14 protein-coding genes and 1 pseudogene are annotated in these 13,342 nt (G+C 70.4%); 10 read left to right on the forward strand and 5 right to left on the reverse strand.

From position 1 onward, the window contains the following. Positions 1–30: 30 nt before the first annotated feature. The 5 genes from LUZ64_RS36930 to LUZ64_RS19525 all read right to left on the reverse strand — a co-directional run bounded on the left by LUZ64_RS36930 (position 31) and on the right by LUZ64_RS19525 (position 3,152). Positions 31–504, reverse strand: a complete 474-nt coding sequence (locus LUZ64_RS36930; protein WP_308251775.1) for a GNAT family N-acetyltransferase — start codon at positions 502–504, stop codon at positions 31–33. Next, positions 498–1,109, reverse strand: coding sequence for a DUF3631 domain-containing protein (locus LUZ64_RS19510; protein WP_095581199.1), 612 nt, complete (start codon positions 1,107–1,109; stop codon positions 498–500). Before LUZ64_RS19510 ends, LUZ64_RS36930 begins: the two co-directional genes overlap by 7 nt. Beyond that, complete coding sequence (locus LUZ64_RS19515; RefSeq protein WP_095581198.1) at positions 1,106–1,585, reverse strand: type II toxin-antitoxin system RelE family toxin; 480 nt, start codon at positions 1,583–1,585, stop codon at positions 1,106–1,108. The genes LUZ64_RS19510 and LUZ64_RS19515 overlap by 4 nt, the downstream gene beginning before the upstream one ends. Next, positions 1,582–2,238, reverse strand: a complete 657-nt coding sequence (locus LUZ64_RS19520) for a DUF4913 domain-containing protein (protein ID WP_095581197.1) — start codon at positions 2,236–2,238, stop codon at positions 1,582–1,584. Before LUZ64_RS19520 ends, LUZ64_RS19515 begins: the two co-directional genes overlap by 4 nt. A 158-nt stretch (positions 2,239–2,396) precedes the next feature. Further along, entirely contained in the window at positions 2,397–3,152 is a 756-nt protein-coding gene (locus LUZ64_RS19525) for a DNA-methyltransferase (RefSeq protein ID WP_095581196.1), read from the reverse strand. Between the two features lie 534 nt (positions 3,153–3,686). On the opposite strand from LUZ64_RS19525, the gene LUZ64_RS19530 reads away from it, so the two are divergent. The 10 genes and pseudogenes from LUZ64_RS19530 to LUZ64_RS19575 all read left to right on the forward strand — a co-directional run bounded on the left by LUZ64_RS19530 (position 3,687) and on the right by LUZ64_RS19575 (position 13,186). Then, positions 3,687–4,832 carry a C40 family peptidase gene (locus LUZ64_RS19530; RefSeq protein ID WP_095581195.1) on the forward strand — a complete coding sequence of 382 codons (1,146 nt, stop codon included), beginning with the start codon at positions 3,687–3,689 and terminating at the stop codon, positions 4,830–4,832. 126 nt (positions 4,833–4,958) lie between these two features. Continuing rightward, entirely contained in the window at positions 4,959–5,273 is a 315-nt protein-coding gene (locus LUZ64_RS19535) for a DUF6112 family protein (protein WP_095581194.1), read from the forward strand. Next, positions 5,273–5,962 carry a hypothetical protein gene (locus tag LUZ64_RS19540; RefSeq protein WP_095581193.1) on the forward strand — a complete coding sequence of 230 codons (690 nt, stop codon included), beginning with the start codon at positions 5,273–5,275 and terminating at the stop codon, positions 5,960–5,962. The genes LUZ64_RS19535 and LUZ64_RS19540 overlap by 1 nt, the downstream gene beginning before the upstream one ends. 35 nt (positions 5,963–5,997) lie before the next feature. Then, positions 5,998–7,382: pseudogene (locus LUZ64_RS19545) on the forward strand (SCO6881 family protein). A 95-nt stretch (positions 7,383–7,477) separates the two neighbouring features. Then, on the forward strand, positions 7,478–8,950 hold the full coding sequence (locus LUZ64_RS19550; protein ID WP_095581208.1) for an SCO6880 family protein: 1,473 nt from the start codon (positions 7,478–7,480) through the stop codon (positions 8,948–8,950). 37 nt (positions 8,951–8,987) lie between these two features. Beyond that, positions 8,988–9,446 carry a DUF6238 family protein gene (locus LUZ64_RS19555; protein ID WP_232398625.1) on the forward strand — a complete coding sequence of 153 codons (459 nt, stop codon included), beginning with the start codon at positions 8,988–8,990 and terminating at the stop codon, positions 9,444–9,446. 28 nt (positions 9,447–9,474) lie between these two features. Further along, the gene (locus LUZ64_RS19560; protein ID WP_095582795.1) at positions 9,475–10,989 is read left to right on the forward strand and encodes a VirB4 family type IV secretion system protein; all 1,515 of its coding nucleotides are present in this window, start codon (positions 9,475–9,477) and stop codon (positions 10,987–10,989) included. Positions 10,990–11,022: 33 nt separating this feature from the next. Continuing rightward, positions 11,023–11,658 (forward strand): hypothetical protein, encoded by a 636-nt coding sequence (locus LUZ64_RS19565; RefSeq protein ID WP_232398627.1) that lies wholly within the window; start codon positions 11,023–11,025, stop codon positions 11,656–11,658. A 59-nt stretch (positions 11,659–11,717) separates the two neighbouring features. Then, complete coding sequence (locus LUZ64_RS19570; protein WP_308251776.1) at positions 11,718–12,383, forward strand: glycosyltransferase family 2 protein; 666 nt, start codon at positions 11,718–11,720, stop codon at positions 12,381–12,383. 35 nt (positions 12,384–12,418) lie between these two features. Continuing rightward, entirely contained in the window at positions 12,419–13,186 is a 768-nt protein-coding gene (locus tag LUZ64_RS19575) for a glycosyltransferase family 2 protein (protein ID WP_095584707.1), read from the forward strand. Positions 13,187–13,342 lie beyond the last annotated feature (156 nt).

Here is a 13,342-nt window from a genome sequence, read left to right on the forward strand (position 1 = left end):
AAGTGCAGATGCTCCTCGGGAGTAGTGGTGTCACGGCGCAGCACCCAGGGGGACGCGGACGTCGATGCGGGTGCCGTCCCGTACGTGCCGGGAGGGGCCGAGGTGGCGCAGGAGGCGGAGCATCGGGGTGTTGGCCGCGTCGGTGTGCACGGTCAGGGTGTGGGCGCCGCGGCGGTGGGCGTGATCGGCGACGTGCCGGGCCAGGGCAGTGCCGATGCCACGGCCCTGGTGGGCGTCGGCGACCTGAAGTGCGAGATCGATGACGCCGGATTCTTGGCTGATCCACCCAGTGGAGGTCAGGGCGAGGGGGCATCCGGCGCTATCGAGGCTGATCCAGCAACTGCTGTGCTCCAGCAGGCTTTCGGCATGGCGTCGTGTGATGCGTGTGCGGCTCCAGCGGCGTAGGAGGTTCTCGGGTGAGCAGTTCCGGTGGAAGGCGTCGATCAGGTGCCAGTCCGCCGCCCGTGCCGGGCGTGTGAGGTGAACGCCGGGGTGGTTCAGCAGAGGCGGTCTCGCAGGGTGGACTGGAGGGCTGCGCGCCGGTAGGACTTGCGTCGCCGGCCGTCCGGGAGGGTGATGTCACGGGTGGAGACCTCGTAGCAAGCCAGGAGCTTGGCAAGGCGTGCCGGGGTGAGGTCGGCGTAGCGCCAGTGGCCTTCGGCGGCTCCGGGAAGGTGCCGCAGCGCGGAGACGAGGTCGGTGGAGGCCATGGCGTCGGGGTCGCCGAGGTCGGCGAAGACCTTCAGGCACGCGTGCACGATGCTCTCCGACGGCTCCGGCCAGCTCGGGTGCGGCGCGTCGGCGACGTCCGCGGGAGCGTTCTTCGCCGCTGTGGGGGTGGGGCAGCAGCAGGGCGAGGACAGCAGCTGCCGGAGTTCGTCGCCGGCGTCCACGCGGGCGAGGAGAAGGCCGGCGAAGTCCACCACATCACCGAAGGGACAGGCTCCGGTGGGTGTGTCGGTGCCGGCGAAGTCGAAGATCTGCTGGTCGAGCTGCTGAATCTCCAGGAGGGTGTCCAGCAGCCGTCGGTGGTGCGGGTTCTCCTGGACTGGTTCGTCCTCCAGCAGGCTGGTGACGAGCGCTGCGAGGAAGGTGGGGGACGGTGTCAACGGACGGGGCCTTTCGACAGCATGGGTGGGCTTGTGGGTTGCGGAAGGCCGGGCATCGCGTAGGGCGGACCCGGTTTCGGAGTGGGTCGACGGGTACCCAGCTGCGGGGAGCGGGCCCGGGCAGCGTGCGTGCGCGAGCTCGTAGGGCGCCGGGTGATGCCCAGGCGGGCCCGGGCAGTGTCGTAGACGTCGAATCCGGCGCGCTGCCGTACCGCGACCACATGGATCTCGGTGCGGTGAGCCGAGTCGGCGGGGGCGAGGCGCTGGGCGTAGACGATGCGCCACGCGTTGCGCGAGTCCACGTAGATCTTGCGGTAGCCCTCCAGATCGCCGGCCAGCTTGCCGCCGCGCAGATCGGCGTTGACGACGTCCTGGAGCTGGGCGAGGGCCAGGTCGCGGATGTCACTGGGGGCCTGGAGCAGGTCGGTCAGGGCGCGGGGGTCGAAGCTCAGGCCGAAGGCCGGCTGGCCGGTCATGACCCGGCCTCGGCCACGCCTGTGGTCTCACCCGGTTCCTCGGAGTCGGCACGTACCGAGCGGAGGGAGGGCTTCGGGCCGGGCAGCAGGCGGTGGGCGGGCCGGTCGGGGTCGGTCATGCACGCCGACAGCGCTCCGCCGGGTGCCCGGACGGCCGCCATGGCGTGGGTGAGGAAGTCTCGATGCCACACGAAGGGCCCTGACGGGCCCGCCTCGGCATCCTTGTGCTGCTGGTAGGCCATCCACAGGGCGTGCAACCAGGCCACGACGTCGTCATGCTCCTGCCACTGCTGGCACCACGGGGAAGCAGTGGTGACCTCGGCGCCGTAGGTGGGCATCAGGAAGTCGTCGACCCAGTCGGAGAGGGCGTCCAGCTCGTTCTCGTACTCCTCGCCCTCCAGCTCCAGGATCGGGCGCGGTTCCGGCGGCGTGGTGGGCAGCGGCGGTACGCCGGGCAGGCCCGGCATACCGAAGGCGGGGAACGGCGACGGAGAGGGGGCGGGCGTGGCGGCCAGGTAGTCGAGCTGCCGGGCCTGCTCGGCCGACTGCTCCATCAGCTTGCGGACGCTGGCCTCGATGCCTTCCAGGTTGGAGTCCGGAAGCCGGATCGGCTCCATTTCCCCCTCGTCGCGGGGATCTACGGATTCAGGCATGAATGGGTCTCCTTGCAGCCGCAGCCGTGATTCATGAATGTGGCTACAACCATCCAGGCAATCCCCGGTTTCACTAACCGGGGATTGCCTGCTACAAAGCCCCGGCGCACGAAGGGGAACAACGCTGCCGTTTTGCGCGCCGTACACCGGGCGGAAGGTCAGGCGGAGAGCGTGACATCGTCCTGGGTAAGGGTCTGGCGCAGGGTCTCGGTGAGCCGGTCCGCGGCGACCTCGGCGTAATGCTTGGTCTTCTCCACGCCGATGAAGTCCCGGCCCTCCAGCAGGGAGGCCACTCCCGTCGAGCCGGAGCCGGCGCAGAAGTCCAGCACGGTGCCGCCCGGCGGAGCGATCTGCACCAGCTCACGCATCACCTCCACGGGCTTCTGCGTGATGTGCTGCCGGTTCTTCCCCGACGGCTGCGAGGCGCTGTACAGGCCCGGCAGGTACACCGGGTTGGCCGATCCGTCGATGGCGCCCTTCGAGGCCCAGACGATGAACTCGCAGTTCTGCGTGAAGCGTCCCTTCTGCGGCCTGGCCTGCGGCTTGTGCCAGCTCAGCACCCCGCGCCACAGCCAGCCGGCGGCCTGGATCGCGTCCGTGGTGATGGGCAGCTGCCGCCAGTCGGTGAACAGCAGTGCCGTGCCACCGGTCTTGGTCAGGCGGTGGGCCTCGGTCATGGTCTGGGTGAGCCAGAAGCCGTAGCTGCGCTGGTCCATGTTCTCGCCCGTGAAGTCAGGCAGCTGGTGGCCGGCGTCGGCGGAGGTGTACTTCTGCCGCGCGGTCCGGCTCGTGCGCTCCTTCGCGGTCCGGCCGCCGGAGTTGTAAGGCGGGTCGGTGATGACGGAGTCGACACAGTTGTCCGGCAGGCCGGCCAGAACGCTCAGCGCGTCGCCCTGGTGAAGGGAAAAAGGCAAAGGGGGAACCCCAATCCGGGTCAGGAGATAAGAGAGAAGGCCGCTCCCCCCGACGCGAGATCCCCGCAGCTGGATTCGGGCAGGACGATGCTCGCAAGCCGAAGAGGTGGGGGTGCGAGGGGGAGGGATTCAAAACTGTAGGGCACGAACCCCGGTCGAGCTGTGTCGCTGGCCAAAGTTCCCGGAATTACGCCTTGATCGCAGACTTTTTCGTCAACCGGGGATCGCCACTTACTGTTTTGGAACTGCCCGGCGCACACCGTCGCCGGCTTCTTCCCTCTCTCATGCCCTCACGGAGGTTCGCCCTGTCCCGGCCCACCTGACCTGCCCGTCCGGCCCGGGGGCACGAGCTGCAACTCGCGTTCCGCCTGTCGGCCTCGATTCACCCACCGTCCCGGCCGCCGCTCCCTTTCCACTCTTTGCGCATGAGCGGCCGGGGCCCACTTCGAAGGACACCACAGTGACCCACTTCTACCCTCCCCTGCCTGAAAGACGGCCACCGCGTCACCAGCGCCCGCCGGGAGGCGGAGCGGGTTGAAGGGCATAGCCGCCGTCCTCGGCGTCGTCTGCCTCTCCCCTCTCCTCCTCGCCGGCGCCGCAGCGACCGCCGCGGCCGGATCCGGCGGCTCTCAATCCCAGTCCGCGAACTGCACCACCGGTGCGGACATCGACACCGATGCCGTCGCCAAGCAGGTGGCCTCGATCCTCGGCGGCAAGGGCTCGACCAAGGACGTCCACGTCGAGGGCCTGGAGCTGCCCGCGGAGCAGATCCCGAACGCGAAGACGATCACGGCCACCGGCATCTCCTTGAAGGTGCCCGAACTCGGGCAGATCGTCGCCCTCGCCACCGCGATGCAGGAATCGCGGATCCGCAACTTGAACTACGGCGACCTCGATTCTCTCGGGCTGTTCCAGCAGCGCCCCAGCCAGGGGTGGGGTACCCCGGAGCAGGTTCGCGACCCCGTCCACGCGAGCACCCGGTTCTACAAGGCCCTGCTCGAGGTGCACGGCTGGCAGCAGATGACCGTCACCCAGGCCGCTCAGGCCGTCCAGGCGTCCGGATTCCCCGACGCGTACGCCCAGTGGGAGCCGCTGGCCCGCGCGTTGCAGCAGGCCATCGTCAAAACGCTCCCGGGCGGCGGCAAGGACGCCACCGCCGGCAAGGACGCCAAGGACAAGAAGGACGCGCCTGCCCCGAGCTCCGGCGGAGGCTGCAAGCCCGGCGACGACGGATCCGGCTACGGCCCCATCCCCGAAGGCTCCGTTCCCAAGGGCTACACGATCCCCAAGGACGCAAACCCCAAGGCCCGTAAGGTCATCGAGTGGGCGATGCACCAGCTCGGGACGATGTACCAGTGGGGCGGCGAGTGCACCAACTCGCACGGGCCCGACCCGATGGGCCGGTGCGATTGCAGCTCGCTGATGCAGCAGGCGTACGCCCACGCCGGCGTCCAGCTCAGCCGTACCACCTACACCCAGGTCAACGAGGGCAAGCCCGTCTCGCCCAAGAGTCTGCAGCCAGGTGACCTGCTGTTCACCCGCGGCAGCGCCGCCGTCCCCGAGCACGTCGGCATGTACATGGGCGCGGGCCTCGTGATCGAAGCGCCGCGCACGACCAAGCCCGTCCGGATCCAGCCGGTCAAGGACTGGGACACCCTCGCCGCCCGCCGCGTGCTCTGACGCGCCTCCCGCCGCCGCCCGGCCTTCGCACCAGCGCCCGGCGGTCTCCCCCGGGCGCCGCCGCCCCCTCCACTTCTCCCCCTCACCGCGGGCTGCAACCTGCCCGCGTCTGCAAGGAGTTCCGCCATACCCCCGTCTCTCGCAGACCGCGTTGTCTACCTCGCCTACGACCCGGGCGTCGCACCCAAGGAGGGCGGCCTGCCCGGCCTGTCGGTGCTGAAGAACGTGGTCAGCTCGATCAACCTCTTCGGCATCGTCGCCGTGGTCGGCGCGCTGGCCGTCTCGCTCGGCGTGTGGGCCTGGGGCCACCACACCGGCGGCCACCAGGCCGAGGCCAACGGCAAGAAGGGCGCGGTTGTCGCAGCTGGCGCCGCCCTCGGCCTGGGCGCGGCCAACGGCATCGTCGCGTTCTTCTCCGCGCTGGGGTCGCAGGTCCACTGATGCCGCGCTTCCCCTCGCCCCTCTCCGCCCTCTCCAGCTACGGCGCCACCTGGTCGGCCAAGGGCCGTATCCTCGCCGGCGCGCTCGTGCTGACCGTCCTGCTCGCGGTCGCGGGCCTGGCCGCGTGGGCCACCGGCAGCAGTGCCCCGGACCACGACGGCAGCACCGCCATCTCCCCGAGCAGCGCTTCCCCGTCCGAGGCAGCACCCAAGCCAGACCCCGGGTCGGGCTCGGTGCCCAAGCCCCCGCAGATCTCCGACCCTCTCGCCTACGCCAAGGCCGCCGCGGTGATGCTGTGGTCCTACGACACCCGCACCACCAGCCGCGAACAGCAACTGGCCGGCATGAACGCGTGGATGACCAAGGAGACCAAGTACACCGACTGGTCCTCCCTCTCCGCCCAGGTCCCCGACCCGGTGCTGTGGTCACGGATGGCCGACAACGCCCAGTACGCCACCACGAAGATCACCGACGCCCGCTACCCGTCGGCGTTCAAGCAGGCCCTGGCCGACAACCCGTCCGCGATCAACGAGGCGTACATCTACGCCGTCACCGTCACCGGCAAGCAGCAGATCACCTGGAAGAAGGGCGGCGGCGGGGCCGAGGACCGCTCAGTCACCCTCGCCGCACAATGCCGACCCTCGCACGACTGTTCCCTGGTCTCCATCGCGCCCCGCGTCGCCCCGTGACGGACCGCTGATCCAAGAAAGGAGGAAACGTTTCAGTGGACTTCTGTTCCATCCCCCTCGCAGGGCAGGTCTGCGCCGCAGCCGACGCCATCAACTTCGCCTCCGACCCGGGCAAGGCCATCACCGAAGGCATCGGCAACTGGATCGCCAAATCCACCGGCGAGCTGGCTGCCGCGGCGGCCGACCTCGCGGCCGAGGCCGTCAACAAGACCACCCAGGTCGACCTGGGCGCCGGCTGGTTCCGCAGCAACTACGAACTGATCTTGCCGATCGGCCTCGTGCTGCTGGTGGCCACGTTCTGCGCCCAGCTCATCCGGGCCGCGGTCAAACGCGACGGCCAGGCCCTGGGGCAAGCGTTCACCGGCACCATGTCCGGTGTCCTGTTCGCTTTCTCCGCCGTCGCCGCCACCACCGTCGCCATCGAAGTCGTCGACGCACTGTCCGACGGGCTGTTCAAGGCCGCGGAATCCTCGCTGTCCGATGCCGTGCGGCGCATGGTCAAGGTCTCCCAACTCGGTGCCCTCGGACCGCTGGGCTGGCTGGTGTGCGCCTTCTGCGGCATCGGAGCCGCAGTCGGGGCCTTCCTGTACTGGTGCGTGATGATGGTCCGCAAGGTCGGCATCCTCGTCATGGTCACCCTCGCCGTGTTCGCCGGAGCAGGCGGCGGCTGGGAAGTCGCCCGGCGCTGGCGGCGGGGTGGATCGAAGCCACCGCCACGCTCATCGCCAGCAAGCTGCTGATGACCGTGGTCTTCCTCCTCGGCATCTCCGCCATGGGCAAGACCGACGCCAAGGACGGCCTCGGCGCGCTCGCCGACGTCATGTCCGGCATCGTCATCATGATCCTGGTGCTGCTCTGCCCGTACGCCACCTTCAAGTTCGTTCACTGGGCCGCTGAAGGCACCAACGGCGAGGACATCCACCGGGCCGGTGGCGCCGGTGCCCAGCTCGCTAAGCAGCACGCCGAACGCGCTGCCCGCAAGGGTGCCCAGGCGGCTGCCGCGGCCGGAACCGGCGGCGCTGCCGCTGGAGCAGGTGCCGCCGGCGCCGCAGCGCCCCAGGGCCCCGATGCCATCCCCGGCGGCTTCCCCGGTGACATTGCCCCCACCAGCAGTGGTGGCCAGGGCGGATCCGGTGGCTCCTCCGGCGGCGACGGCCTGAAGAGCGGCCTGGAGAACGCCGTCCAGCCCCCGCCGACCCGTCCGACCGACGACACCAGCGGCCAGTTCGGCGGCGGCCCCGGCCAAGGCGGAGGCGGCCAGGGCGGACCGGGATCCGCAGCCGCGTCCGGCCAGGGCGGCGGATGGATGTCCGTCCCGCCGACCGGCGCGACGCCCCCGCCGCAAGGCGCCCCGCCCGCGCCGAACGCGGGAGCGGCGAACGGACCCGCGTCCCCGCCGCCGGCACCCACCGGCTTCTGATCCCTCGCCCGTCCCATCGCCGGGGGCGGGACGCGCCCAGCACCACACTGTGCGTCCCGTCCCCGGCCACCGCCCCGCGCCTCCCGGAACAGCCCATGACTGATCTCTCCACCACCCCCCTCACGGTCAAATTCCCCCACAGATCCCGGCGGGGCATCCTGCTCGGCCTGTCCCTGCCCCAGCTCGTCCTCGTCTCGTGCACCCTGGCGCTGCTGCTGGTCACCGTGGTGAGCACCGGGCTGGTCGGCGCGATCATTCTGACCCCGCTCTGGGTGGCGAGCGCGGCCCTGGTCGCGATCCGCCGACGCGGCCGGTCGCTGATCGACTGGGCACCGATCGTCGCGCGCTACGCCCACCGCCGGCGTACCGGCCAGACCCTGTGGCTGGCTCGGCCGGTCTCCCGCCCCCGCCAGGACGGCCTGCTCCACCTGCCCGGAACCACCGCTTCGCTCCGGGTGGTTACCCCCGGCGACTCGGCCAACGGCGCCGCCGCCGTGCATGACCCGCACCACCAGACGCTCACCGCCGTCGCCCGCGTCTCCTCCCGGGCGTTCGCCCTCCTGGACCCCGCCACCCAGAACCACAACGTCCAGTCCTGGGGCCGTGCCCTGGCCGGTATCTCCCGCACCGGACATGTCGCCACCGTGCAGGTCCTGGAGCGCACCGTGCCCGACTCCGGCGACACCCTCGCCCGGCACTGGGCCCAGCAGGGGCGACCCGAGACCCCCGTGGCCGGGCAGGTCTACGCCGACCTCGTCGCCTCTGCGGGCCCGGCCGCCGCTCCGCATGAGGCGTACCTGGCGATCTCTTTGGACATGAAGGCCGCCAAGCGGCTCATCAGCCAGGCCGGCGGCGGACTGCCCGGCGCGTTCACCGTGATGGAGCAGACCACCGCCTCGGTCGCCCAGGCCGCCCGCAGCGCCGGGCTGATGGTGACCGGCTGGCTCACCGCTCGTGAGATCGCCGCCGTCATCCGCACCGCCTACGACCCCAAGGCGCTCTCCAAGTTGCAGCAGTGGTCGGACTCCGGCCGGGCCGAAGCCGACCCGGCAGCCGCAGGGCCCGTGGTCCAGGTCGAAGAGTCCGACCGGGTGATCACCGACTCCGCCCGCCACGCCACGTACTGGATCGAGAACTGGCCACGGACCGAAACGAACGCCGGCTTCCTGCACGGGCTGATGTTCACCGCCGGAGTCCGACGCAGCCTGTCCCTTATATATGTGCCCCAGGGGCTCGAGTCGGCCCTGCGTGACGTCCAGCGCAAGAAGGCCGCCATCATCGCCGACGCCAACGAGCGCACCCGCCGCGGCCAGGTCGACTCCGAAGCCGACTCCATCGAGTACGCCGACGTCAAGACCCGCGAACGCCAGCTCATCGCCGGCCACGCCGACGTCGCCCTGACCGGCCTGCTCACCGTCTCCGCGGAAACCGACGCCCTGCTGGACGCCGCCTGCGCCCAGATCGAAACCGCCGCCGTCACCGCCCAGGTCGACCTGCGAAGACTCGACTTCCAGCAGCCCGACGCCCTGACCATGAGCGCCCTGCCCCTGGCCCGCACCGCCCTGTAACCCGCACCTGCCTGTCGGCAGGAAGGATCCTGCTCCTTTGACCTCTGCCTCCTCCGCCGATACGCACCCCTACCTGCGCGCCGCCACCGCCGGCATCCGCCACCACGGCCGCTTGCTCAGCCAGGCAGCGCCGGCCCCGGCCGACCGCGTCCAGCTCGACGTGCTGCACGCGCACCTCACCGCGCTGCACCAGCTGCTCGACCGCCTCGCCGACGCCACCCGGCCCCCGCACCCCGCAGCAGGCCGCCACCTCGCCACGGCGCACGCCCGGCTGTGGCAAGCCACCGCCGCCGTGCACGACGCCTTCCACCTGCTGCCCCCGGCGCCCAACGGCAACGCGGACAGCGAATGCCAGCCCGAGCATCTGCCGGAGGGACCGCCGGTGCTGACCATCTGCCAGCGCCACCTCTCCGCCGGCCACGCCGTCCGCCGCAAGACCACCCCCACCGACCTCAACACCCCGCTCCCCCGCCCCACCATCCCCGGCGCCTCATGAGCGGGCACCGCCGAATCGAGCACCACCGATGACCCACCGGCCCGCCCGCCGCGCCCGTCGCGCCTCGGCCTCCCCCCTGTTCACCCCGCACGGCACCGACCGCGCAGCCCGTAAGGCCGCCCGCCGCCAGCTCGCCGAAGCCGCTGCCAAAGCCCGCGCCGAAGCCGCCGCCCATCCGCCCGGGCAGGAGCCCGCCGAGCAGGAAGCGCACACTCCCCTCTACCCGCCCAGCGGACGTCCGGGACCGGCCTCAGCCCGGGGCGCCAAGCTCAAGCTGCCCGCCCACCGCATGACCACCGCCACCGCCTCCGGGGCCTACCCCTTCCTCGCCGAAGGCGGCCTCGGCGCCGAAGGCATCTACATCGGCCGCGACGTCCACGCCGAGGCCAGCTTCTGCTTCGACCCGTTCGCCCTCTACGGCAAGATCGAAGGGTTCACCAACCCCAACGTCCTGCTCGCAGGCGTCATCGGCCAAGGCAAGTCCGCACTCGCGAAGTCCTTCGCCCTGCGGTCGGTGGCCTTCGGCTACCGGGTCTACGTACCATGCGACCCCAAGGGCGAATGGACGCCGGTCGCCACCGCGCTGGGCGGCACCTCCATCGCGCTCGGCCCCGGCCTGCCCGGCAAACTCAACCCCCTCGACGCCGCTCCTCGCCCCAACAGCGTCTCCGAGGCCGACTGGGCGAGCGAGATCCGCAAACGCCGCCTGCTGCTCCTCGGCTCCCTGGCCCGTACCGTTCTCGGACGGGACTTGATGCCGATGGAGCACACCGCTCTCGACGTCGCCCTCGACGCCGTCGTCACCCACGCCGCGGCCACCGGCCACACCCCGCTGCTCGGCGACATCGCCGCCACCCTCAACAACCCCGCCGCCCTCGACACCGCTGGCGGCAGCATGTCCGGGCACCTCGGCGACGCCGCCCGCGACCTCGCCCACGCCCTGCGCCGCATGGTCCACGGCGACCTCGCCGGCATGTTCGACGCACCCTCCACCGTGCGGTTCGACCCGAACTCGCCGATGCTGACCATCGACCTCTCCCGCCTGGGCGGCTCCGGCGACGACACCGCCCTCGTCCTCGCCATGACCTGCGCCTCCGCCTGGATGGAATCCGCCCTCACCGACCCTCGCGGCGGACGCCGATGGATCGTCTACGACGAAGCCTGGCGCCTCATGCGCCACCCCGGCCTCCTCCAGCGCATGCAGTCCCAGTGGAAACTCTCCCGCGGCCTGGGCATCGCCAACCTGATGGTCATCCACCGCCTGTCCGACCTGCTCACCGCCGGCGACGCCGGATCCCGCGGCCGAGCCCTCGCCGAGGGCCTGCTGGCCGACTGCTCCACCCGCATCGTCTACCGGCAGGAAACCGACCAGCTCCACGCCGCAGCCACCCTGCTCGGCCTCACCTCCGTCGAGACCGAAGCCATCGCCCACCTCAACCGGGGCCGCGGTCTGTGGAAGGTCGCGGGACGGTCCTTCATCGTCCAGCACCTCCTCCACCCACACGAGAGCAGGCTCTTCGACACCGACGCCCGCATGCACTGAGTCGCCCCAGAAGCCCCTTGGAACACAGGCTGGTTGCCGACCGCCGTCGTAAGGGCAGCCGCTCTTCCTCGACTCATCCCGGAGGACCCCCTGGCCACGCGCTCCTTCATCGCCCGCCCTACCGACACCGGGTTCACCGGCATCTACGTCCACTGGGACGGCTACCCCAGCCACCACCTCCCCCTCCTCCTCACGGCCTTCCGGCACCGCTTCGCCGGCGACCTGGAGACCATGGCCCAGCACTTGATCGACAACGTGGCCGTCGGCTGGTCCGAGCTGGGTACCGACCTGCTCGACGGCGCCCCCGAGCCCTTGCGCCACGCGCTGACCGGCGGCGATAACTACCCCAGCAGCGAGCTGGACGACCTCATCACCCCCGACGGATCGCCGCCCGAGCGCATGACCGTCGCCGAAACCTCCGCCTCCGGCCTGGACTGGGGATACATCCTCCGCCCACACGGCATCGAGGTCGTCCACCGCTACGAAACCCGCGGACCCGTCGTCGGCTGGAAGACCGACCCCCGCGCCCGCTTCAGCGACAACTACGCCCTGTGGACGCCCGACGGCCCCATACCGGCCACAGCGCCACCCCGCACCGCCCAGCCACCGGCGAACCCCGCCAAGTCGGTCACCACTACGAGCGTCGTCCGCATCTCCGTACGCCGCTGACCCCCACCCTTACCCCCCGTCACCTGGAGAACCCCCGCCCCGTGTCCGAACGCGCCGAGATCACCGTCGTCATCGCCACCCAGCTACGAGAAGACCGACTGGAGTACCTGGCCGCCATGCACGCCAGCCTCACCCGGCAGTCCGTCCCCTGGGAGGCCGTGATCGCGATCGACGGAGCCGACCCCGCCCGGCTGCCCGCTCCACTCGCCCACGATCCGCGGGTGCGCACCCTGGAGCTGCCACGCTCCGTCGGAGCCGCGTGCGCCCGCAACCTCGCCCTCAACGAAGTACGCACCGAGTTCTGCAACTGGGCTGACGACGACGATGAGTTCCACGACACAGCGATGGCCGTTCGGCTTCAGGCACTGAAGGCGGAAGACGTCGGCTGGGCCGCCGGATACAGCGAAGACCTTCACCCCGACGGCACGACCACCCTGTGGAAGTGCCCCACCCCACCCGGGCGGCACAACCCCGGCAGTGTGTGGACGTACTGGAAGGATCCGGCGGACACCATCCCCATCGGTCCGACAACGATCCTGGCTCGTACCGAACTGATGCGCGCAGCTCCGATGGGCGGGCTCGTCCAAGGCGAGGACTACGTCGCTGCTCTCGGCGTCACGACCCTCTCCCCCGGCGTCCTACTGCCCGTGCCGGTGTACCGGTACCGCAAACATGCAGGTTCCCTGTCAAGTTCAGCATGTTGGGCCTCCAGCCAACTCGCTTGACCCTCCCCGCCCGCTCTCAGTCTGGAGTCCCCTTGATGCATACCCCCAACGAACCGGCTGTTGCCGTGATCACCCCTACCGGCCTGCGGCCGAACCGGTTGCCCTTCCTGGAAGAGCTCTATGAGAGCCTCCTTGCCCAAGAAGGCGTGACCTGGGAGTGGATCGTCGCTCCCAACGGTCCGGAGGCCGACCCGGACTTGATCCCGTCGGTGATCACTAAGGACCCGCGCGTGAGCGTGGTCTCGCGGCCGGGCCCGGGCCCAGCGCCCGCGCGCAACACGGCGTTGAACTACGTACGGGCTCCCCGCGTGGCCTTTGCGGATGACGACGACCGGCTGCCGCCGCTGTCGTTGGCCATCCGTAACGAGCACGCAATCAGCACGGGTCTGCACTGGGTCGCGGGTCGGTCAGCCGACTGGCACGCCGAGTCCGGAAGCCTGACGACCTGGATGTGCCCGACTCCTGTTGGGCGACATGCGGCCGGCGACGTCTGGACGTTCTGGCCGGACCCGATGGCCAGCAAGCCACCTATCGGCCACTGCATGCTGCTGACCGATACCCGCCTGGCGCGCGCGGTCGGCCACGGCGGTCTCCACAAGGGAGAGGACTACAAGTTCGCCCTCGGCGTCTGTGGCCGCAGTGACGGCCTCATGCTCGGCGACGTTGTGTACCACCGGAGGTCACACGATCAGCAGTGGAGCTCGCAAAGTACGTATCGGGACCAGGTGGAGTTCGACGCCCGCCGGCACGCCTGGCTGGTGGGTCTCGCCGAGCGCGAGCTGCGGGCGGAACAGTTTGTGTAGGATCCGCGACTCCGCTAGCAATGACGGCGTTTCGTTAGCAGTGTCGTAGCAAATCCCCGGGACTCTCTTAGCAACGAGCTCGGTCCGTAGTGATCTCGGGAGCACTTCTGGGCTTCGCCTGACCTGTGCTGCCCGTCCTTCGTACCGTCCACGCAT

Origin of the sequence: Streptomyces albireticuli, assembly GCF_021228125.1 — a bacterium.
GTDB classification, from domain to species: domain Bacteria; phylum Actinomycetota; class Actinomycetes; order Streptomycetales; family Streptomycetaceae; genus Streptomyces; species Streptomyces albireticuli.

Bases quoted from the DNA above. Each gene is read 5' to 3' on its own strand.
- LUZ64_RS19575 (WP_095584707.1), top strand. From the start codon at position 12,419: ATGCATACCCCCAACGAACCGGCTGTTGCCGTGATCACCCCTACCGGC.
- LUZ64_RS19560 (WP_095582795.1), top strand. From the start codon at position 9,475: ATGACCCACCGGCCCGCCCGCCGCGCCCGTCGCGCCTCGGCCTCCCCC.
- LUZ64_RS19520 (WP_095581197.1), bottom strand. From the start codon at position 2,238: ATGCCTGAATCCGTAGATCCCCGCGACGAGGGGGAAATGGAGCCGATC.
- LUZ64_RS19515 (WP_095581198.1), bottom strand. From the start codon at position 1,585: ATGACCGGCCAGCCGGCCTTCGGCCTGAGCTTCGACCCCCGCGCCCTG.
- LUZ64_RS19540 (WP_095581193.1), top strand. From the start codon at position 5,273: ATGCCGCGCTTCCCCTCGCCCCTCTCCGCCCTCTCCAGCTACGGCGCC.
- LUZ64_RS19550 (WP_095581208.1), top strand. From the start codon at position 7,478: ATGACTGATCTCTCCACCACCCCCCTCACGGTCAAATTCCCCCACAGA.